At 63.9% G+C, this 21,157-nt stretch carries 16 protein-coding genes; 7 read left to right on the top strand and 9 right to left on the bottom strand.

What is annotated here, in order from left to right:
- Window positions 1-95 precede the first annotated feature (95 nt).
- The gene (gene acs, locus ACYCAX_RS20925) at window positions 96-2,051 is read right to left on the bottom strand and encodes an acetate--CoA ligase (RefSeq protein WP_015476457.1); all 1,956 of its coding nucleotides are present in this window, start codon (window positions 2,049-2,051) and stop codon (window positions 96-98) included.
- Between the two features lie 149 nt (window positions 2,052-2,200).
- Window positions 2,201-3,148 (bottom strand): LysR family transcriptional regulator, encoded by a 948-nt coding sequence (locus ACYCAX_RS20920; protein WP_294977818.1) that lies wholly within the window; start codon window positions 3,146-3,148, stop codon window positions 2,201-2,203.
- 348 nt (window positions 3,149-3,496) lie between these two features.
- On the opposite strand from ACYCAX_RS20920, the gene ACYCAX_RS20915 reads away from it, so the two are divergent.
- Both ACYCAX_RS20915 and ACYCAX_RS20910 read left to right on the top strand, forming a co-directional pair.
- Entirely contained in the window at window positions 3,497-5,644 is a 2,148-nt protein-coding gene (locus ACYCAX_RS20915) for an FUSC family protein (protein ID WP_460248760.1), read from the top strand.
- Window positions 5,645-6,109: 465 nt separating this feature from the next.
- On the top strand, window positions 6,110-6,373 hold the full coding sequence (locus tag ACYCAX_RS20910; protein WP_041711835.1) for a DUF2790 domain-containing protein: 264 nt from the start codon (window positions 6,110-6,112) through the stop codon (window positions 6,371-6,373).
- A gap of 110 nt (window positions 6,374-6,483) precedes the next feature.
- Here ACYCAX_RS20910 and ACYCAX_RS20905 read toward each other — a convergent pair whose 3' ends face one another.
- The gene (locus ACYCAX_RS20905) at window positions 6,484-7,779 is read right to left on the bottom strand and encodes a phospholipase (protein WP_460248759.1); all 1,296 of its coding nucleotides are present in this window, start codon (window positions 7,777-7,779) and stop codon (window positions 6,484-6,486) included.
- Between the two features lie 222 nt (window positions 7,780-8,001).
- Here ACYCAX_RS20905 and ACYCAX_RS20900 point away from each other — a divergent pair, with 222 nt between their 5' ends.
- On the top strand, window positions 8,002-9,666 hold the full coding sequence (locus ACYCAX_RS20900) for an MFS transporter (RefSeq protein ID WP_294977824.1): 1,665 nt from the start codon (window positions 8,002-8,004) through the stop codon (window positions 9,664-9,666).
- 212 nt (window positions 9,667-9,878) lie between these two features.
- On the opposite strand, the gene ACYCAX_RS20895 is transcribed toward ACYCAX_RS20900, so the two are convergent.
- The gene (locus ACYCAX_RS20895) at window positions 9,879-11,216 is read right to left on the bottom strand and encodes a DEAD/DEAH box helicase (protein WP_294977837.1); all 1,338 of its coding nucleotides are present in this window, start codon (window positions 11,214-11,216) and stop codon (window positions 9,879-9,881) included.
- A gap of 160 nt (window positions 11,217-11,376) precedes the next feature.
- Here ACYCAX_RS20895 and ACYCAX_RS20890 point away from each other — a divergent pair, with 160 nt between their 5' ends.
- The 4 genes from ACYCAX_RS20890 (at window position 11,377) to ACYCAX_RS20875 (ending at window position 14,742) form a co-directional block, all read left to right on the top strand.
- Window positions 11,377-12,741, top strand: a complete 1,365-nt coding sequence (locus ACYCAX_RS20890; RefSeq protein ID WP_015476450.1) for an MFS transporter — start codon at window positions 11,377-11,379, stop codon at window positions 12,739-12,741.
- Between the two features lie 96 nt (window positions 12,742-12,837).
- Window positions 12,838-13,383 carry a dihydrofolate reductase family protein gene (locus tag ACYCAX_RS20885; protein WP_015476449.1) on the top strand — a complete coding sequence of 182 codons (546 nt, stop codon included), beginning with the start codon at window positions 12,838-12,840 and terminating at the stop codon, window positions 13,381-13,383.
- Window positions 13,380-13,787, top strand: coding sequence for an NUDIX hydrolase (locus ACYCAX_RS20880; protein WP_015476448.1), 408 nt, complete (start codon window positions 13,380-13,382; stop codon window positions 13,785-13,787). Before ACYCAX_RS20885 ends, ACYCAX_RS20880 begins: the two co-directional genes overlap by 4 nt.
- 346 nt (window positions 13,788-14,133) lie before the next feature.
- Entirely contained in the window at window positions 14,134-14,742 is a 609-nt protein-coding gene (locus ACYCAX_RS20875) for a C40 family peptidase (protein ID WP_294977828.1), read from the top strand.
- A gap of 39 nt (window positions 14,743-14,781) precedes the next feature.
- On the opposite strand, the gene rarD is transcribed toward ACYCAX_RS20875, so the two are convergent.
- The 5 genes from rarD to ACYCAX_RS20850 form a co-directional block, all read right to left on the bottom strand.
- Window positions 14,782-15,693 carry an EamA family transporter RarD gene (gene rarD / locus ACYCAX_RS20870; RefSeq protein ID WP_015476446.1) on the bottom strand — a complete coding sequence of 304 codons (912 nt, stop codon included), beginning with the start codon at window positions 15,691-15,693 and terminating at the stop codon, window positions 14,782-14,784.
- The gene (locus ACYCAX_RS20865) at window positions 15,690-16,559 is read right to left on the bottom strand and encodes a carboxylate/amino acid/amine transporter (protein WP_015476445.1); all 870 of its coding nucleotides are present in this window, start codon (window positions 16,557-16,559) and stop codon (window positions 15,690-15,692) included. The genes rarD and ACYCAX_RS20865 overlap by 4 nt, the downstream gene beginning before the upstream one ends.
- A gap of 140 nt (window positions 16,560-16,699) precedes the next feature.
- The gene (rpsA, locus tag ACYCAX_RS20860) at window positions 16,700-18,382 is read right to left on the bottom strand and encodes a 30S ribosomal protein S1 (RefSeq protein ID WP_015476443.1); all 1,683 of its coding nucleotides are present in this window, start codon (window positions 18,380-18,382) and stop codon (window positions 16,700-16,702) included.
- A gap of 228 nt (window positions 18,383-18,610) precedes the next feature.
- Complete coding sequence (locus ACYCAX_RS20855; protein WP_460248758.1) at window positions 18,611-19,990, bottom strand: sulfotransferase family protein; 1,380 nt, start codon at window positions 19,988-19,990, stop codon at window positions 18,611-18,613.
- Window positions 19,987-21,147, bottom strand: coding sequence for a glycosyltransferase family 2 protein (locus ACYCAX_RS20850; protein ID WP_269078309.1), 1,161 nt, complete (start codon window positions 21,145-21,147; stop codon window positions 19,987-19,989). The genes ACYCAX_RS20855 and ACYCAX_RS20850 overlap by 4 nt, the downstream gene beginning before the upstream one ends.
- Between the last annotated feature and the right edge of the window lie 10 nt (window positions 21,148-21,157).

Genomic DNA, 21,157 nt, shown 5'->3' with positions numbered 1-21,157 from the left:
CTGAAAATAAGGGCGAAGGTGTAAACCTTATTCAGGACGGGACACAGAAATGAAAAACGCCCCGGCAAGCGGGGCGTTTTTCATCGAGCCTTGGATCAGGCGGCGCACATGGACTGGTGCGTCTCGACCAGATGCTGCACTACACCCGGATCGGCCAGGGTGGAGATATCCCCCAGCGAATCGTACTCGGCCGTGGCGATCTTGCGCAGAATGCGGCGCATGATCTTGCCCGAGCGGGTCTTCGGCAGGCCGGGCGCCCACTGGATCACGTCCGGAGTGGCGATCGGGCCGATTTCCTTGCGCACCCAGGCCTTCAGCTCCTGGCGCAGCTGCTCGTTGTTGTCCACACCGGCATTCAGGGTGACGTAGACGTAGATACCCTGCCCCTTGATGTCGTGCGGCACGCCGACCACCGCGGCCTCGGCCACTTTCGGGTGGGCGACCAGGGCACTCTCGATCTCGGCGGTGCCCATGCGGTGGCCGGAGACGTTGAGCACGTCATCCACGCGACCGGTGATCCAGTAGTACCCATCTTCGTCGCGACGGGCACCGTCACCGGTGAAGTACATGCCCTTGAAGGTCTTGAAGTAGGTGTCCACGTAGCGATCGTGGTCACCGTACAGGGTACGCGCCTGGCCCGGCCAGGAATCGAGGATCACCAGGTTGCCCTCGGTAGCTCCTTCCAGGATGTTGCCCAGGTTGTCCACCAGCGCCGGCACCACGCCGAAGAACGGCTTGGCGGCAGAGCCCGGCTTCAGGCCGTGAGCGCCCGGCAGCGGGGTCATCAGGCACGCGCCGGTCTCGGTCTGCCACCAGGTGTCGACGATCGGGCAGCGCGACTGGCCGACGGTCTCGTAGTACCACTGCCAGGCTTCCGGGTTGATCGGCTCGCCAACCGAGCCCAGCAGACGCAGGCTGGAGCCATCGGCGCCTTCGACCGCGGCCTTGCCCTCGGCCATCATGGCGCGGATGGCGGTCGGCGCGGTGTAGAGGATGTTGACCTTGTGCTTGTCGACGATCCTGGCGACACGGGTGATGTCCGGATAGTTCGGCACACCCTCGAACAGTACGGTGGTCGCGCCATTGGCCAGCGGGCCGTAGACGACGTAGGTGTGACCGGTGACCCAGCCGATGTCGGCGGTGCACCAGAAGACTTCGCCCGGACGGTAGTCGAACACGCGCTCATGGGTCAGCGAGGCGTAGACCAGGTAGCCGCCGGTGGTGTGCAGCACGCCCTTGGGTTTGCCGGTGGAGCCGGAGGTGTAGAGGATGAACAGCGGGTCCTCGGCACCCATTTCCTTCGGCGCACAGGTGGAGCCTGCGACCTTCATCAGGTCCTCGAACCACACGTCGCGGTGCTGGTTCCACTTGATCGGGGAGCCGGTGCGCTTGCAGACGATGATCTTCTGCACGCTGCTGGTTTCCGGGTTGGTCAGCGCGTCGTCGACGTTGGCCTTGAGCGGGGTTTTCTTGCCGCCGCGCAGACCTTCGTCGGCGGTGATGACGACCTTGGAGCGGCAGTCGATGATGCGGCCGGCCAGGGCCTCGGGGGAGAAGCCGCCGAACACCACGGAGTGGATCGCGCCGATGCGGGCGCAGGCCAGCATGGCGACAACGGCCTCCGGGATCATCGGCATGTAGATGGTCACCACGTCGCCACGGTGCACGTCCTGGCCACGCAGGGCGTTGGCGAACTTGCAGACCTGCTCGTGCAGCTCGCGGTAGGTGATTTCCTTGTGCTCGGAAGGATCGTCGCCTTCCCAGATGATGGCGAGCTGGTCGCCGCGCTCGGCCAGGTGGCGGTCGAGGCAGTTGTAGGAGAGGTTCAGGGTGCCGTCGGCGAACCACTTGATGTCGACGTGGTGGTCGTCGAAGGACGTCTGCTTGACCTTGGTGAACGGCTTGATCCAGTCGATCCGCTGGGCCTGCTCGCGCCAGAAGCCGTCGGGGTTGACCACCGACTGTTGGTACAGCTTCTTGTAGGTGGCCTCGTCGGTCAGAGTATTGGCGGCCACTTCGGGACGCACGGGATACACGGATGCCGCTGTCATGGCGTACTTACCTCGGTCAGGAGTGTTGTTTTTGTTGCCGTCAGTTGTAACGGCGCCACCCTCCCCTAACCATACGACCATCGTCTTACCATTGGAGCCCCATACTGATGGGCCCCATCAGCGCGGCTTCTGCCGGCGCCGCACGGGCGTTAGACCAAGGTCGGACGCCCGTGCTCGACCATCATCCGCTCATGCTCCTCGAGCATCCCGGGCACGCAATCGCGAAGGAACTCCACCCAGGTGCGGATCTTCGCGTCGAGGTACTGGCGCGACGGATACAGCGCATAGACGTTGAGGTGGAACAGGCTGTAGCCCGGCAGCGCGCGCACCAGGCTGCCGTCCTTCAGGCCCTGCACGGCGGAGTACACCGGCAGCGCACCGATCCCCATGCCGGCGCGCACCGCCTCGGTCATGGCGTCGGCGGTGTTGACCTGGAAATGAGTATGGTTGATGCCGACCAGTTCCTGTCCGTCCGGGCCGTCGAACAGCCACTTGTCCAGGGACATCACCGAATTCACCAGACGCAGGCAGCGATGCTCGGCGAGCTCCGCCGGCTTGTTCGGGAAGCCATGACGGGCCACGTACTCGGGCGACGCGCAGAGCACGCTGTAGGTCTTGCCGATGCGCTTGGAGACGAAGCCCGAATCCGGCAACTCCTGGGCGATGACCACGGAGATGTCATAGCCCTCGTCGAGGATGTCGGTGATGCGGTTGGCCAGGGTCAGGTCGAAGCTGACCTCGGGGTAGATCTCGCAGTACTGCGAGATCGCGCGGATCAGATAATGCTGGCCGATGCCGGTCATGGCATGCACCTTCACCTTGCCGTGGGGCCGCGCGTGGGCGTCGCCGGCCTCGGCCTCGGCCTCCTCGATATAGCCGAGGATCTGCTGGCAACGCTGCAGGTAACGCTGGCCGGCTTCGGTCAGGGCGATGCGGCGGGTAGTGCGGTGCAGCAGGCGGGTGTGCAGGTGCGCTTCGAGTTTGGCCACCGTCCGCGAGACATAGGCGGTGGTGAGGTCCATGCGCTGGGCGGCGGCGGTAAAGCTGCCGGTCTCGGCGACACAGACGAAAGCACGCATGTTGTGCAGCAGGTCCATCATTTCTCCGTAAGAGCCTGTCCACGCCACGGCGGGCGGCCTCGGCAACGACACTCGACCGAGCAACGCCTTGTTACAGATTCATGACGGGCGGCGAATTGTCGCACACCTGTCACGACGGGATTATTGTCTTTTCAGGCAACAATAATTCATCCAACCGTCAGCTTATCCTGCCCCCCGGCGCACTTCTAGAATCGCCGTCCCCAACGCGGCCCGCCGCGACACCCCAGGATTCGCACCCGTGCTCCGCCTTTCGTGCAACGTGCTTCCACCCCTTCGCTCCGCCTTCGAACTACAGGGTTCCGAAAACCCGATCCAGCCCGACTACCGCCTGCCGAGATAAGACCGATGAGCAGTCTCTCCGTGCGCCTGCCCAAGGCCGCCGCGCTGCGCTTCGCCCTGTCCGACTGGGCGCACACCGACGGCGTCACCTGGATGTTCATCCTCAAGACGCTGATCACCGCCTTCACCGCCTTGTGGCTGGCCTACCGCCTGGAGCTGCCGCAGCCCAACACCGTGCTGGTGAGCGCCTTCATCGTGCTGCAGCCGCAGAGCGGCCAGGTGCTGGCGAAGAGTTTCTACCGCATCCTCGGTACCCTCGCCGGGCTCACGGTAATGGTCACCTTCATCGCCCTGTTCGCCCAGGAGCGCGTGCTGTTCCTGCTCTGCGTGGCGATCTGGGTCGGCCTGTGCACCGCCGGCGCCGCGCGCTACCGGGATTTTCGCGCCTATGCCTGCCTGCTCGCCGGCTACACGGCGGTGATGATCGGCATCCCCGCCACCCTGCACCCCGAAGGCGCCTTCATGCAGGCGCTGTGGCGGATGATCGAGATCACCCTGGGGATTCTCTGCACCGGCGTAGTCAGCGCCATCGTTCTGCCACAGACCAGCACCGCCGCCCTGCGCAATGCGCTGAACACCCGTTTCGGCGACTTCGCCGGCCTCGCCAGCGCGGGTCTCAACGGCACCCTGGAGCGCGAGCGTTTCGAACAGGCCAGCGCGCGCATCGCCGCCGAAGTGGTGGGCCTGGAAAGCCTGCGCAACGTCACCGCCTTCGAAGACCCGCATATGCGCCTGCGCAGCGGCCGCCTGGCGCGCCTGAACAGCGAGTTCATGCAACTGACCACGCGCTTCCACGCCCTGCAGCGCCTGCTCGATCGCCTGCGCCAGCGCCAGGCCAGCAACGTGCTGGAAGTGCTGATGCCGTGCCTGATCGACGTCAGCGAGCTGCTCGCCAGCTGGCACGGCCGGCCGCTCGGCGAAGCGGACGCCGAGCGCCTGAGCGTGCAGCTGGAACTGTGCAAGCACCACCTGATGCCGCGCATCCGCGAAGCCCGCGCCACGCTCGGCCACACCTGCCCGCGGGAGGCCGACCAACTGGATTTCGAGACCGCCGCCGAACTGCTCTACCGCTTCGCCGACGACATGCACAACTATGCCCAGACCCACGCTTCGCTCGCCGCGCACAAACACGAGCGCGAGCAGTGGAAGGAGCGCTTCACGCCCAAGGCCAACGCCCTCGCCGCAGCGGTCGCGGGCTTCCGCTGCGCGCTGCTGGTGATCGTCGGCGGGGTATTCTGGATCGAAACCTCCTGGCTCAGCGGCGCCACTTTTGCACTCACCTCGGTGCTGATTGCCGCCCTCTCCTCCGCCTCGCCCAACCCCAAGCGCCTGTCGTTGCAACTGACCCTCGGCACCCTGCTCGGCGCCACGCTCGGCTTCATCCTCACCTTCCGCGTGCTGCCGCATATCGACGGCTTCCCGCTGCTGTGCTTCGTGCTCGCGCCGGTGTTCGCCCTCGGCGCCTTCCTGATCACCCGGCCCAAGTGGAGCGGCTACGGGGTCGGCCTGCTGGTGTGGTTCTGCATCGCCTCGCTGCCGGCGAACCTGGCGCGCTACGACGCCTACACCTTCATCAACGAGTACCTGGCGATGCTCCTGTCGATGGGCATGGCAGTGGTGGCGGCGACCGTTATCCTGCCGCCCAATCGTCCGTGGTTGTGGGAGCGCCTGGAAGCCGAACTGCGCCTGCGCGTGGTACGGGTGATCAGCGATCCGCTGAAGGGGCTGTCATCCGGTTTCGAGAGCGGCACCCGCGACCTGCTCAACCAGGCCTATGGCTTATCCACAGGCCGCCCGGATGTGCAGCGCCGACTGCTGCGCTGGACCTTCCAGGTGCAGGAGATCGGCCTGTCGATCATCGAGCTGCGCCGCGAGCAGGAAGCGCTACCCAAGGAGCCCTGGTACGCCGAGCGCATGCCCTGGCGGCGGGCGGTCCGCGCCCTGGGCCGCGCACTGATCCGCCTGTTCATCCAACCCAGCGAGGGCAACCGCCAACGGGCGCTGGCGGCGGTGGAGCATGCCATCCACGCGACTCGCTCGACGGATGATCGTCGGCCGCCGCAATTCGACTCCTCGCCCCTGCGCCGGGTGTGCAGCTACCTGCACTTCATCCGCACCTCGCTGCTCGATCCGCAGTCGCCGTTGCGCGATTGAGTTACGCGGGTTTCGCGAGCAAGCTCGCTCCTACAGGCGTGCATCGGTGTGCTCTTCGTAGGAGCGAGCTTGCTCGCGAACCGCACGGCACAATATTTCAGATTGCTCGTAGGAGTGGACTCCGTCCTCGATAGGCTCGCATCGCGCCGGAGCACATCGCGGACGGGGTCCGCCTCTACGCACCCGACAGCCACATCGCGACCCCGGGCCAAGCTGCGACCACCCACCGCAGAACCTGCCCTGCAACCCGCGTCAATCCTGGATTGTTGCCTCTGAGTACGAAGTCTTGTTGGCGCCTGGATATATGACTCAGACCAGGTAAATCCTATTATTTCCGTGCTGTTACAGCGCGCGCCGCAACACCACCCAAGACCCATCATCATCCCCAACGCTTCCCGACGGAGCCCTCGGCTCAGCGTCACGGACCCGTCATGTCCGGACACCGGGAACAAGGCAGGTAAATTCATGAAAGCTGTAGTCATCCTGGCCATGCTGGGCTTCTCCTCGCTCGCCCTCGCCGAGCAGGCGAACGCCGCCGACCAGGCGCAAAGCGCGGCCGTGGAGCAGTACACCTACGACATGAAACTGGACGTTGCCCATGTGATCTCGACCACCGACGTCTCCAACCAGTGCGGCATCGTACCGGCGCGCATGACCTACGAAGACTCCCAGGGTCAGCGCCACACCGTCGAATACCAGGTGTGGGGCAACGGCTGCTCCGGCGGCTGACAGGCTTGGAACCGGCTCCTGATCAGCCACCCACCAGCTCAGGAGCGGTTCCAAGGCATTCCCGTCGGGGCACCACGCCGCCCCGCCGGGAGTGCTCCGTCTCTACCTGCCTACGGCTGCAGGGCCGCCTTCGCGATATTGCGACTGTGCGCGCCGAAGTGCCGGATCAATTGCAGAATCTGCTCATCCAACGCCTCATCGTGGCGGAATGGCGCCGGTGAGTTCCCCGCGCTGAAGTCCCCCGCCGGCGCCTTCTCGTTTTCCAGCCAGTGCCCGATGGCCGCATCGAACGCCGCCGCATGGGCATGGGACTCGCTCGCCACTACCTCGCGCAGATAGTCCGTCGAATACGGTGGATAAGTACCGTCCGCGCCGACATCGGCATAGGCCGCCAGCAACGACGACTGCCCGCCCTGGCGCAGCGTCTCGCGCAGCCAGTCCACCTGATAACGCTCCACACCCGTATGCCGGTCCGCCACGCGCTGGATCGCCGCCTGCTTGTCGGCATCGAAGCCGGCCATCGACTTGCCCGCCGTCCACAACATACTGGCGGTGGTCTCGCCCGGCAGCGGCGTCGAGTGGTAGGGCTGGGTCATGTCCTGGATGTAGTGCATCGCCCAACCAAGGAAGCGATAGCCCCAGTACGGGTGCCCCTTGTCGAACGCGAAGCGCGCCAGGCCGTAGAACTGGTAGGCGCGCCACTCCGGCCAGTTGCGCTGCAGATACGGCGCGCCGGCGAAGATGATCGCGTCCTCGTGGTAGAAGCCCATGTGGAATGGCGCCTGGGAGCTGAACTCGTAGCGCGGGTCACCGAACGGCTGGGTGCCGAAGCCGTAGCGCTGGCCAGCCTCACCCGGGTTGTCGCTGAACAGGTTGATGTCGTGACCGAAGTCCGGCTCGTCGGCGGCGCTGGCCAGCACGTCCAGCGCCGGAATCTTCTCGCCCGCCTGCAGTTGCACGAAACGCCATTGATTCCAGCCCGACAGATTACGGAACACCAGCACATCGGCCGGCCTGAGCGCGGCATGGCCTGGCAGCTCACCGCCCGGCGGCGGCTGCACGGCGGTGGCCAGCTTGATCTCCGGGTTCAGGCGCAGCGCCATGAGGAAGGCCTTGCCCAGGTCCTCGCGGCCATCCTCGGTCAGACGCAGGTCATCCGGGCGCGGCGGGTACTCGCGAAAGTGTTCGCGGGCGTAGGTTTCCTGCTCGTCGAGCAGCTTCACCAGGCCGGCGCGCTGCTGGCTGAGGAAGCTTTCCAGCGGCTCAACCTCGACCTCCGGCGCCTGGGCGAGCGCCGGCAACTGCTGCAGGGCGATATAGCTGCCCAGGGTGTGATTGGACCAGGCCCAGAGGCTTTGCGGCAGGGCCAGCAGGCCGGCCAGCAGGCAGGTGGAAAGTCGCTTCATCGGCTCTTCGCTCTTTTATTCGGCAATACAAAAGGAAATTTCGCACGCAGCCTAACAACCCGAAACCGCTACGGCACTGTCGAAGCTGGCCAGTGCGAGTCACGGATAACGCCACGGCTGACCATCATCAATGGCACGAACCGTACCAGCCACTACACTTGCCCGGCATGGAAAGTCGCCGGCACGGTTCCGCCGCCGGCCTATCGGTATAAGGGCGTTCCCATGCTGCAGTCCGTTTCACCCAAGCACGACCTCCCCCTCAAGCCCGATCCAGCCGAACCCCGCAGTGGCGTCCTCGCCCCCTTCAGCATCGCCGCGTTCCGCATCATCTGGATCTGCAACCTGTTCGCCAACCTGGGCACCTGGGCGCAGTCGGTAGCGGCCGCCTGGGTGGTCACCGAGGCTCATGCCAGCCCGTTGATGGTGGCGATGATCCAGGTCGCCTCAGCGCTGCCGCTGGTGCTGCTGTCGATCATGTCCGGCGTGCTCGCCGACAACCACGACCGCCGCAAGATCATGCTGGTGGGGCTTTCTGTCGAACTTTCCGGCGCCGCCCTGGTGACGGTGCTGGCCTTCCTCGCCTACCTCGACCCGCTGATGCTGATCGTGTCGATCCTCTGGTTGTCGCTGGGCAGCTCCATCACTATCCCGGCCTGGCAGGCGGCGGTGAACGAACAGGTGCCGCCGCGCATGGTGGGCGACGCGGTACTGCTCAACAGCGTCAACTACAACGTCGCCCGCGCCGTCGGCCCGGCCATCGGCGGGTTGCTGCTGTCGGCCACCGGGCCGTCCTGGGTGTTCCTGTTCAACTGCCTGTGCTACGCGGCGCTGATCTGGGCGATCTGGCACTGGCGCCGCGACGTGCCCCAGCGCACCCTGCCGCCGGAGCACATCTTCGAAGGCGTGATCGCCGCGCTGCGCTTCACCCAGTATTCCAGCGTTACGCGCCTGGTGATGATGCGTTCCTTCGCCTTCGGCCTGTCCGCCAGCGCCATCTGGGCGCTGCTGCCGCTACTGGCGCACCGTAACCCGGACGGCAACGCCTCGGTGTACGGCTACATGCTCGGCGCGCTGGGCCTGGGGGCCATCGTTGCCAGCACGATGGTCAGCAAGGCCCGCCAGTTGCTCGGCAGCAGCCGGCTGATCAGCTTTTCCGCCGCCGTGCTGGGGCTGGTGATGCTGACTCTGGGATGGGTCGACAATCTCTGGGTGATCTTCCCGGCGCTGATTCTCGGCGGCAGTTGCTGGATCGCAGCCGTGGCCACCTACAACTCCGCGGTGCAGATCCTCGTGCCCGACTGGGTCAAGGCCCGCGCCCTGGCGCTGTACCAGACCGCTCTGTACGGCGGCCTCGCGGCGGGCTCGTTCCTCTGGGGCCATTTCGCCGAAACCCTGGGCGTACAGGGGGCGCTGGTCGCCGCCGGCTGCCTGCTGCTGGTCTCGGTAGCGCTGCTCTACAACTCGCGCCTGCCGGAACTGGACGCCGCCAACATCGCCCGCGCACCGGGCGGCATGCCGGGCCAGCCAACCTTCGTATTCAACCCCGAACGGGGTTCGGTGCTGGTGTCCATCGAGTACCGCATCCCGGCCGAGCGCACCCGTGACTTCGTCCGCGCCGCCAAGCCGTTGCGCCGCCTGCGCCTGCGCAACGGCGCGGAACGCTGGGCGTTGTACCGTGACGTGAGCAACCCGGAAATCTGGCAGGAGCTGCTCCTGGTGGACAACTGGATCAGCCACCTGCGGATGCTCGATCGCATGACCATCGAGGACAAGACCATCATCGATAACGTCACCAGCCTGCATGCGGGCGATGCGCCTCCGGTGATTCACCACGGAGTGAGCTACGAGTCAGGGAGCTACGAGGCGCCACCGGAGACGCTGGGGTAATACGCGGGCCTTAAGAATCCCTCCCTCTCCCGACGGGAGAGGGAGCCCTCCAGGACAGTGGGCAGGAAGGAGGTCTGCCGGACGCATCGCAGGGAGCGACTGGCAAACCTGGGAGCTGAACAGCACTCTCCCTCGGGGAGGCGACTGCATGGATGCAGGATGCCAAAGCCGAGGACTGGGGATGAAGAGCCCCCAATCCCAAGAAGAACGCCTTACTCCGCCGCCGGCTTCTTGCGCTTCAGGGGCGCCATGCCATCCTGGCTCACCACCCTGGACGGGCCAGCCTTGGGCTTGGCGGCCGGCTTCTTCTTCGCCGGCGCCTTGCCGCCGGTCTTCTTCGCATCGTCCTTTTTCTTCTTGGTGCCGGCGGCCTTGCCCGACGCCTTGACCTTCTTCGGCCCCTTGTAGGTGCCCTTCAGCTCCTTGATGACACGCAGCTCGAAACGCAGCTTGAGGTAGCGCTCGATGCTCGACATCAGGTTCCAGTCGCCATGACCGACCAGCGAGATCGCAGTCCCCGAGGCACCCGCGCGGCCGGTGCGGCCGATGCGGTGCACGTATTCGTCGCCACGACGCGGGATGTCGAAGTTGATCACCAAATCCAGGCCGTCGACGTCCAGGCCACGGGCGGCCACGTCGGTGGCGACCAGCACCTTCACCGCGCCCTGCTTCAGGCGCTCGATGGCCAGCTTGCGGTCCTTCTGGTCCTTCTCGCCGTGCAGGACGAAGACCTTGTGGCCGGCAGCGATCAGGCGGCCGGTGAGGCGGTCGGCGGCAACGCGGGTGTTGGTGAAGACGATGGCCTTCTCATAGGCCTCGTTGGTCAGCAGCCACTGCAGCAACTCTTCCTTGTGGCCGACGTGGTCGGTCAGGATCACCTGCTGGCTGACATCCTCGTTCAACTCGCTGACACGGTTGAGCTGCAGGGTCTCCGGCTCGCGCAGGACCTGCTCGACCATCGCATGCAGGCCGCTGCCGCTGGTGGCGGAGAACAGCAGGGTCTGGCGCTCGGCCGGGCACTGCGCGGCGAGCTTGAGCACGTCCTCGGAGAAGCCCATGTCGAGCATGCGGTCGGCTTCGTCGAGCACCAGCACTTCCACGTCACCCAGCGGCAGGTTGCCAGCGTTGAACTGCTCGTTCAGGCGGCCCGGGGTGCCGATGATGATTTCCGGGTTCTTGCGCAGGCGCGCGCCCTGCACCTTGAAGTCTTCGCCGCCGGTGATCAGGCAGGCCTTGATGAAGGTGAACTGGGCGAAGCGCTCGACTTCCTTGAGGGTCTGCTGGGCCAGTTCGCGGGTCGGCAGCAGGATCAGCGCGCGGGCGCCGCTCCTGGGCTTGTCCTCGGTGAGCAGGCGATGCAGCAACGGCAGCACGAAGGCGGCGGTCTTGCCGCTGCCGGTCTGCGCCGTCACCCGCAGGTCGCGTCCCTCCAGGGCCTTCGGGATGGCCGCGGCCTGGACCGGGGTCGGCTCGGAGAAGGACAACGAATCGAGCGCCTTGAGCAGGCGTTCGTGCAGGGCGAATTGGGAGAACAAGGCAGACCTCGATATCACGAAAAGACCAAATAGCTGCATAGCGTAACCGATGCGCGGGTTTTATTCGCCGGTCGCAATCGGCATGGCCCACGTCGCGTGCGGGACAGCCACCGGTGGAAGCCGCTCCCAGACTGGCCGCAACCCTGTCCAGGAACGCCGAACAAGGAATGCCGCGATGATGCACCGCCCGACCGCCGCCGAGCGCCTGGAGCGCCTACCGCTGAGCCCCTATCACCGGCTGATCTTCGTGATCATCGCCCTGGCGTTCTTCTTCGACTCCGTGGACCTGGCGATGATGACCTTCCTGCTCGGCTCGATCAAAGCCGAGTTCGGCCTCTCCAGCGCCCAGGCCGGGTTGCTGGCCAGCTCCAGTTTCGTCGGCATGGTGATCGGCGCGGCGCTGTCCGGACTGCTCGCCGACCGTTTCGGGCGCAAGCCGGTGTTCCAGTGGAGCATCGTGCTCTGGGGCATCGCCAGCTACCTCTGCTCCACCGCCGCCGACGTGCAGCAGTTGACCCTCTACCGTGTGCTGCTGGGGATCGGCATGGGCATGGAGTTCCCCATCGCCCAGTCGTTGCTCTCGGAAATGATCCCGGCGCAGAAACGCGGCAAGTACATCGCCCTGATGGACGGTTTCTGGCCGCTGGGCTTCCTTGCCGCCGGCTGCCTGTCCTACTTCGTCCTGCCGCTGGCCGGCTGGCGCAGCCTGTTCCTGCTGCTGGCCTTCCCGGCGCTGTTCGTTCTGGCGATCCGTTTCATGATCCCCGAGTCGCCGCGCTGGCTGGAACAGGCCGGGCTGCAGGACAAGGCCGAGCGCTCACTGGAGCGCATCGAGGCACGGGTGATGGCCTCGCTGAAGCTGACCAACCTGCCCGAACCACGCCCGCTGGCCCGCCCGGAACCGAGCGCGCCGGGCTTCTTCCGCGCCTTCGCCGAACTCTGGTCGCCCACCTACCGGCACCGCACCCTGACGGTCTGGAGCCTGTGGTTCCTTGCCCTGCTCGGCTTCTACGGACTGACCTCCTGGCTCAGCGCGCTGATGCAGCAGTCCGGGTTCGCCGTCACCCAGTCGGTGTACTACACCGTGCTGATTTCCCTGGCCGGCATTCCCGGCTTCCTCTGTGCGGCCTGGCTGGTCGAGCGCTGGGGCCGCAAACCCAGTTGCGTGCTGATGCTCCTGGGCGGCGGCGTCATGGCTTACGCCTACGGACAGACGGCGGTATTCGGCGGCAGCCTGGGCCTGCTGATCGGCTTCGGCCTGGCCATGCAGTTCTTCCTGTTCGGCATGTGGGCGGTGCTCTACACCTACACGCCGGAGCTCTATCCCACCTCGGCGCGCGCCACCGGCTCGGGCTTCGCTTCGGCGGTCGGTCGCGTCGGCTCGCTGCTCGGCCCCACCCTCAGCGGCCTGATCCTGCCAGTGGCCGGCCAGGGTGGCGTGTTCACCCTCGGCGCACTGTGTTTCCTGCTGGCTGCCGGCGTGGTCTGGGCCTTCGGCATCGAAACCCGTGGCCGAACCCTGGAGGAACTTGCCGGCTGATGCACCGCCCAACGTAGGTAGGAATCGGACAGACGCACCAGCACCCCGCAGCCGTCGTGCCATGCTCTGATCGTGCCCCCTGCAACGGAGAAACAGGTGCAAGCGACACTCATCTATTTCGTGGCCGCCAGCCTGGACGGATACATCGCCCGCCCCGATGGCAGCGTGGACTGGCTGCAAGGCTACGACAGCGCGACTGACGACCACGGCTACGGCGCCTTCTACGCCAGTATCGACGGCCTGTTGATGGGGCGCGCCAGCTACCTGCATTGCCTGGAGCAGGGTGACTGGCCCTATCCGGACAAGCCGACGCTGGTCATGACCCGCGCCAACCACATGCCCCTGGCGGGCCCTCGGATCGAACTGGTCCACTGTCCGCCGAGCGAGGCCCTGGACGCCCTGCAAGCCAAAGGCTGCGAGCGCATCTGGCTGGTCGGCGGGGGCAGCCTGGCGGGGAACTTTCTCGCCGCGGGCTTGCTCGACGAACTGATCGTCAGCATCATCCCCCACCTGCTCGGAGCCGGCATTCCACTGTTCAGCATCGGGCTCGAACAGCGCCTGCAACTGCTGGAACAGCGCAGCTTCCCCAGCGGCATCGTGCAACTGCGTTACCAAGTCCTCAAGGAAAGTCCCTCGCCATGACCCTCGTCACGATCAACATCGCCGCCGCCTGCCTGCTCGACGACAGCGGCCGACTGCTGCTGGTGCGCAAGCGCGGCACCCAGGCCTTCATGCTGCCGGGAGGCAAGCACGAGCCCGGCGAAACGTCGGTGCAGGCCCTGCTGCGGGAACTGGATGAAGAGCTCAACCTGCGCCTGACGGAAAACGCACTTGCCCCGCTGGGTCGCTTCCAGGCCGACGCCGCCAATGAGCCCGAGACCCGAGTCGACGCACAGGTCTACGTGGCAGCCCTGCCTCACCCGGTCAGCCCGGCGGCGGAGCTGGAAGAGCTGGCCTGGCTGGACACCACCGGCAACACCCCGCACAGCCTCGCGCCACTGCTGCGCGAACAGGTACTGCCTGCCCTTCTCCGGCACCTGGCCTGATCCCGGACCGCTGCAAAAGCCTGCATTTCGTCGGGTTTTTATCCGCGACACCGCGCCACGTCTGGCTTTGCGCCATCAGCGGCAGGGCGCCCTCCGTCATAGCCGAAACCCCCATGCCATAGGGCTTCCCGCTATAAGGCCCAGGCGTGACCAAAGGGTCTGGATACATGTCACGGAACCTCCGGCAAGTCACATGACGACCGCCAGAATCGACAGGCGGTAAGAACTGTCATGAAAACTCGTTCAGAATGCGTGGAATTTTTGAGCGGACAAAGGAAACCACGCCGCAGAACAACGGCGATCCAGCGGAGTCTGGGTGACATCAACCAGCAAGAAGACATGCCGAATGCGACGTAACATTTTGACATGCCTTTCCATAGGCTTGGCGACCCTCTTGGCCGCCACCGAGGCAACTGCCTCCTCCAAGATCACGCGCACCTACCACCCCGCGCCGGTCGACCTGCGCGTCCCGGTCCAGGGCAGCGCCCTGCTGACCATGACGCCCAAGGCTGAAAAACCTGCCAAGAGCGAGGCGCACCAGGTTACCCAGCGCGCCTTCAGCATGATCGGAACCCCCTACCGCTGGGGCGGCACCTCGCCCAAGCGCGGCTTCGACTGCAGCGGATTGGTCAACTACGTCTTCCAGAACATCGATGAAGTCGACCTGCCGCGCACCGCGCGCGAAATCTACAGCATGCGCGGCAACCCGAAGGTGGCCCGCGGCGACCTGCAGCCAGGCGACCTGGTGTTCTTCCGCATCCACAACCGCCGCACTGTCGACCACGTCGGCATCTACGTTGGCGACAACCAGTTCGTCCATGCTCCACGCCGTGGCCAGAAGGTTCGCGTCTCCGACCTCAATGGCGACTACTGGAAACGCCACTACACCGCCGCCCGCCGCATCCTGCCGGAAACCCTGGCCAAGGCCGACATGGACAACCATCACTTCGACTGACGGCCTACGCTCTCCCCTTGCGGGAGAGCGCTTCCCACCTCAGCCCTTCACCTTGAAGGCATCGCGACGCGCCTGACGGCGCAGCAGACGCGCGCTATCCCAGCCCGTCAGCAGCACCGCGATCCAGATCGGCCCGTAGGTCCAGATCTGCGCCGACTGAAACGCCTCGCCGAGGAACAGCACGGCAATGGCGAACAACAGCACCGGCTCCACGTAGCTGAGAATCCCGAACAGCCCCATCGGCAACAGCCGGCTGGCCGCCATCATGGCGCCAAAAGCCAGAGCGCTGATCAGCCCCAGCACCGGCAATAACGCCCATAGCCGTGGCGTTTCCTCCAGCACCTGTCCGCTGCCGGTCAGCCACAGCGCCAGGAAGGCGAACGGCAGCAGCACGGCCATCTCGAAGACGAAGCCGGACAATGCATCCACACCCATCCTGCGGCGCAACATGAAATACGGCGGGTAACCCAGCGCGGTGATCAGGGTGAACCAGGAAAACGCCCGGGTCAGCCACAGTTCGTGCAGCACGCCGGCCACCGCGAAGGCGACGGCAACGGCCTGCAATGGCGTCAGGCGTTCGCCGTAGAACACCCGACCACAGAGCACCATCGTCAGCGGCAGCAGGAAATACCCCAGGGACAGCTCCAGGGTGCGCCCGACCATAGGAGCCCAGATGAACACCCCCCACTGCACCAGCATCATCGCCGCCGTCAGCGGGAAACAAGCCAGCAGCCACGGCTCTCGCAGCAGACGCCGACCCGACTCACGCAGCACTCCGCCCTGGCGGGTGAACCACACCAGCAACAGCACCATCGGAATCGACCAGACCACCCGGTGAGCGATCACCTGGATGCTGGTCAGCGGCTCCAGCGAATGGATATAGCCCGGCAGGGTCACGAACAGTACGGACGACGCCAGGGATAGCGCCACACCACGTCCGGAGATATTCATGCGTGAAGCTCCCGCTGGCGACGCAATCCCAGGCGATTGACGCCCAGCGACGCAACGATCACCGCCCCGCCCAAAGCCAGGCGCGGCAGGTCCGCCGCCTCATTCCAGATCAGCAGATTGATCAGCAATCCCACCGGCACATGCAGATTGTTCATCACCGCCAGGGTGCCAGCATCGACCAAGGTGCCGCCCTTGTTCCACCAGAACTGCCCCAGCGCGGTAGCCAACAGCCCCATCCACACCAGCACGCCCCATTGCACGTCGGTAGTCGGCAGCTTCTGCGGATTGCCGAACAGCAACCAGCCCGGCAGCGCAATCAGCAGCGCGCCGACGAAGAAATAACCGAAACGGCGGAATTGCGGGATATCCGAGGGATAGCGCTGCACCAGATGCTTGTACATCACCTGGCCGGCCGCGAAGGTGGCGTTGGCCAGTTGCAGCAGCAGGAAGCCTTCGACGTAGTCGCCGCTGACGCCGTCGTAACGGATGATCCCGGCACCCAGCACCGCCACGGCTGCGGCCAGCAGCGCCCAGACGTTGAAGCGACGATTCAAGGCATCGTCGATCAGCGCCACATGCAACGGCGTCAGCACGGTGAATAGCAGCACCTCCGGCACCGTGAGCACACGGAAGCTCTGGTACAGGCAGACGTAGGTGATGCCAAACTGCAACGCTCCCACCAACATCACCCCCGCGACGAAGCGAGGATGCACACCGCGCCAGCGAGTCAGCGGCAGGAACACCAGGCCGGCCAGCACGACACGGGTCAGCACCGCGAAATAGCTATCGACCTGCCCGGCGAGATACTCACCGATCAGGCTGAAGGAGAACGCCCAGAGGACGGTAACGAAAAGCAGGTATGGCATGAGTGGCGCGACCGGAACGGGGCAAGCACCATAGCGCCTGTCTCACATCGGAGAAAGCGCTGCGCGCCCGCCGCCAGCGAAAGGCAGAAACGAAAAAGGGCGACCGAAGTCGCCCTTTTCCTTGGATGAGGAAACAGGGATTAGCCCTGGTTCTCCATCTGAGCACGGATCAGGTCACCAATGGTGGTCGGGCCAGTGCTTTCTGCGTCTTGCTTGCTACGCAGTTCTTTCATCGCATCCTTCTCGTCATCAACGTCCTTGGACTTGATGGAGAGGCTGATGACGCGGCTCTTACGGTCGATGCTGATGATCTTGGCTTCGACTTCTTCGCCTTCTTTCAGAACGTTGCGAGCATCTTCAACGCGGTCACGGCTGATTTCGGAGGCTTTCAGGATGCCCTCGATTTCGCCACCCAGGCTGATGACAGCGCCCTTGGCGTCAACTTCCTTCACGGTACCGCGAACGATGGTGCCTTTCTCGTTGAGCGATGCGTAGTTGGAGAACGGATCGTCTTCCAGCTGCTTGATGCCCAGGGAGATGCGCTCACGCTCCGGATCAACGGAGAGGATGACGGTTTCCAGCTCGTCGCCCTTCTTGAAGCGGCGAACGGCTTCTTCGCCAACTTCGTTCCAGGAGATGTCGGACAGGTGAACCAGACCGTCGATGCCACCTTCCAGACCGATGAAGATACCGAAGTCGGTGATCGACTTGATGGTGCCGGAGATCTTGTCGCCCTTGTTGAAGCGGCCGGAGAAGTCTTCCCACGGGTTGGACTTGCACTGCTTGATGCCCAGGGAGATACGACGACGCTCTTCGTCGATGTCCAGAACCTGAACTTCCACTTCGTCGCCAACCTGAACGACTTTCGACGGGTGGATGTTCTTGTTGGTCCAGTCCATTTCGGAGACGTGTACCAGGCCTTCCACGCCCTCTTCCAGCTCGGCGAAGCAGCCGTAGTCGGTGAGGTTGGTGACGCGGGCCATGACGCGGGTGCCTTCCGGGTAACGAGCCTTGATGGCAACCCACGGGTCTTCGCCCAGTTGCTTCAGGCCCAGGGATACGCGGTTGCGCTCGCGGTCGAACTTCAGAACCTTGACATCGATCTCGTCGCCAACGTTGACGATCTCGGACGGATGCTTGATGCGCTTCCAGGCCATGTCGGTGATGTGCAGCAGACCATCGACGCCGCCCAGGTCAACGAACGCACCGTAGTCGGTGAGGTTCTTGACGATACCCTTGACCTGCTGGCCTTCCTGCAGGGATTCCAGCAGAGCTTCGCGCTCGGCGCTGTTCTCGGCTTCCAGGACGCTGCGGCGGGAAACGACAACGTTGTTGCGCTTCTGGTCCAGCTTGATGACCTTGAACTCGAGCTCTTTGCCTTCCAGGTGAGTGGTGTCGCGTACCGGACGCACATCCACCAGGGAGCCCGGCAGGAACGCGCGGATACCGCTGACGTCGACGGTGAAACCGCCTTTGACCTTGCCGTTGATGACGCCCTTGACCACTTCGTCAGCGTTGAAGGCAGCTTCCAGAACCAGCCAGGATTCTGCACGCTTGGCTTTCTCGCGGGACAGCTTGGTCTCACCGAAACCGTCTTCTACCGCGTCCAGCGCAACGTGGACTTCGTCACCCACATTGATGGTCAGCTCGCCCTGTTCGTTGTAGAACTGCTCGACCGGGATGACGCCCTCGGACTTCAGGCCGGCATGAACGGTAACCCAGTCACCGTCGATGTCGACCACGATGCCGGTGATGATTGCACCCGGCTGCATGTCGAGGGATTTCAGACTTTCTTCAAAGAGTTCTGCGAAGCTTTCGCTCATGTTTATACCTGTAGTCAAAGGCTTGTAAGCCCGATTCCGCGTCACCAGCAAACACGGTCAAGTGATGAAAAAGAAGCCAGCAGGATCAAGACTGGTATCCTGCCGGCCCCCTGTTGCACCCGCCGAAACGGGCACTCCACATTCAGATTTTAAGGGAGCGATCCGCCTGATATGGACGAAACCCTCCCGATATAAGGTCTGGAATGTTAGCAACGCTCCACGGCTGCGTCAATTGGAGCTGAGCGATGCACGCAAGCTCCACCACTGCATGACGCGCCGCAATGGGGCTGTCAGGCGCCAGGAGCGGCTGTTGAGGACCTGGTCCAGGTGGAGCTGCAAGCCATCGGCATGACACCGCAGCGCATTCAGATCCTGTACCAAGCCCTGCACCTGCACCTGAGAGGCACCCAGGTCCTGTGCCAGGACCGTGATCCGCTGAGTAGACCTCTGCAATTGCTCCCGCCAGCCACTCTCGGCCTGGCGGAACCAGTTTTCGGCCTCTGCACGCCCGGCCTGCTCTTGACGGATGACATCTTCAAGCGTCGAAATCCACGCCACCTGCTCCCGACTGTTGCTCTCAACGTTGCGGAGCCAGCTTTCAGCCTCCGAGCGTCCAGCCTGCTCCTGGCCTATGGTGTATTCAAGCGTCGAGATCCACCCCATCAGGTCTGTCTCACGACTCAGCCACTCTTCTTTATACTGACGCAAATACGTCTCTTGCAGTTGGCAAAACTGGCCGATCGTCCATAGTTCCATGTCCCACTGGCCACATTGACGGAGGATGGGCCAAAGATCTTCGAATCGCCCAACGAGCCGCTCAATGCCGCAAGACAAGGCCGGGGCGTGAACATGGGCCTGATCGACACTCAAAGCGAGCAGAGTCCGATACAGACGCACCAGTTCAGGAAAACTATCCGGATGCTGCTCCAGCGCATCCAGATCGTAGGTGGCATGACGCAGCCCGGGATCAAACACTTGATCCCGAAATCGCTCCAGCATCCGCGGGTCGGGCTGCAGTCCCAGCCATGCGGCCAGCTCACCCAGAGCCGCCTCCGGCTGTTCGAGGAAGCGGTCATAGTCGACGACCATGAATCGCTTGCCGCCAGTGAACCGCAACGCCCTCACCATGTGCTCATACCAGAGCAACAGGCCTTTGCCGGTCGAGAAACCATCCCGGGCAGTCAGCGACGCCGCCACACTGAGAGGGTTTCTCAAGGGAATCAACAGCCAGTAGTCGATCTTCAGACGATCCAGCACCGGCGACCAAATATCTATCAAGCGTGGCAGACGCGGATCCTTGAGACCAAGCAGCCCTTCGCCCCTCAGCCGGGACTTCAACCATCGGGCGATCTGCAGTTGAAAACGCCAACGAGCGTCGGCGGCCATCCGCGTGCAGTCCACCCCCAGCGTCGAGGACGTCACCCCCAACGCCTGGTACATGCGCTCGTTAAGCTCCACCACGACCCGATCTTCCCAGAACCCCTTGGGATTATCCGGGGCCGGTCCTATCAGCCCATTGCCATATTCAACGCCCAGCCCCTCCAGCGCAGCGGAAAGCAGACTCGTACCCGAGCGGTGCATACCGAGAGTTATCACCAGCCGCTTCACTGCAGCCCCCCAGCCGCTCGTCCCAACGACATTTCCGGCGTCAATTTCCCCCGGTCTGGCAATACCCATTGATCGACGACCGGGCGAGTCCTCAAGTAGTTTTCATAGAACAGAGCAAACTGCGACCGTTCCATCAGCTCAGGTAAGCGGTACACCACATCGGCAATGGCATCGATCCACGACGGCAGTTTCCGTTCGGTCTCAGACAACACATGCAGAGAATGGCAGCCAAGGCGTACCGCCAGGATCTCCGGCGAGATGTCTTCGGCCCGGCTATCCGTCCCCAGATACAGGGTAAACACTCCTTTCGGATACCGCCGATACCGTGAGGGATGCGATAGATTGCAAAACGGGTTTCCGGTCGGTCTGCGTCGATAGCCCGCCATCAACCCGCTCCTCCAAGCGGCATCATGAAACAAGCGCGGATGGGCTCGACGCAGTATTTTTTTAACTTTCCTGACCTGGTGATTTGCCAGCCCAAGCCGCGACTCACCATGCTTCCGGTAAAGCAACATCGGTTCCTTGAGCACCTTTCCCCTGGTACCCAGGCTGGCTATACGCATCCAGAAATCCCAATCCTCATACAGCAACCCACGGTCCTCACTGAAACCGCCCACCCGCACCCAATCGTCCCGATGAAATACAGCGGAGACACCAAGATGGTTGACGAAGCGCAACAAGCCGGGGTGCAGGTCAAAGGTGCGTCGAATGCCACTCTCGTTGCCAAAGAGCCTTATCCAGCCATGCACCAGGCGTATGCCCAGGTCGCTTTCAAGCATTACGGCGCACTTCTCCAGATAGGAGTCAACCAGGCAGTCATCGGAATCCAGACAGCAGATATAACGACCTCGCGCATGTCGAATCCCCAGATTGCGCGCAGCGCCCGGCCCAGCATTGGGCTGGCGTAACAGCCGAATGGCGGTCATCTGCTTGAGCAACGCCAGCAGTTGCAGAGTGCTTTGCTCCGTCGATCCGTCATCCACCACGATGACCTCGAAATCCTGCAGTGTCTGCGAGCGCAGGCTGCGCAACGTGTCCAGCAGGAATCGACCGTGGTTATGGCAAGGCACGACAACACTGATAAGCGGCTGACTGGAGTCCCAGCACTCAACCTTTACCGTCCCCTCCAGTGTTGGTATTCGAGAGTATTGATGCATGAGCCGGAGC

It is taken from the genome of Pseudomonas sp. MT3, from assembly GCF_054720805.1.
This window is presented reverse-complemented; position numbering and strand designations above follow the sequence as displayed.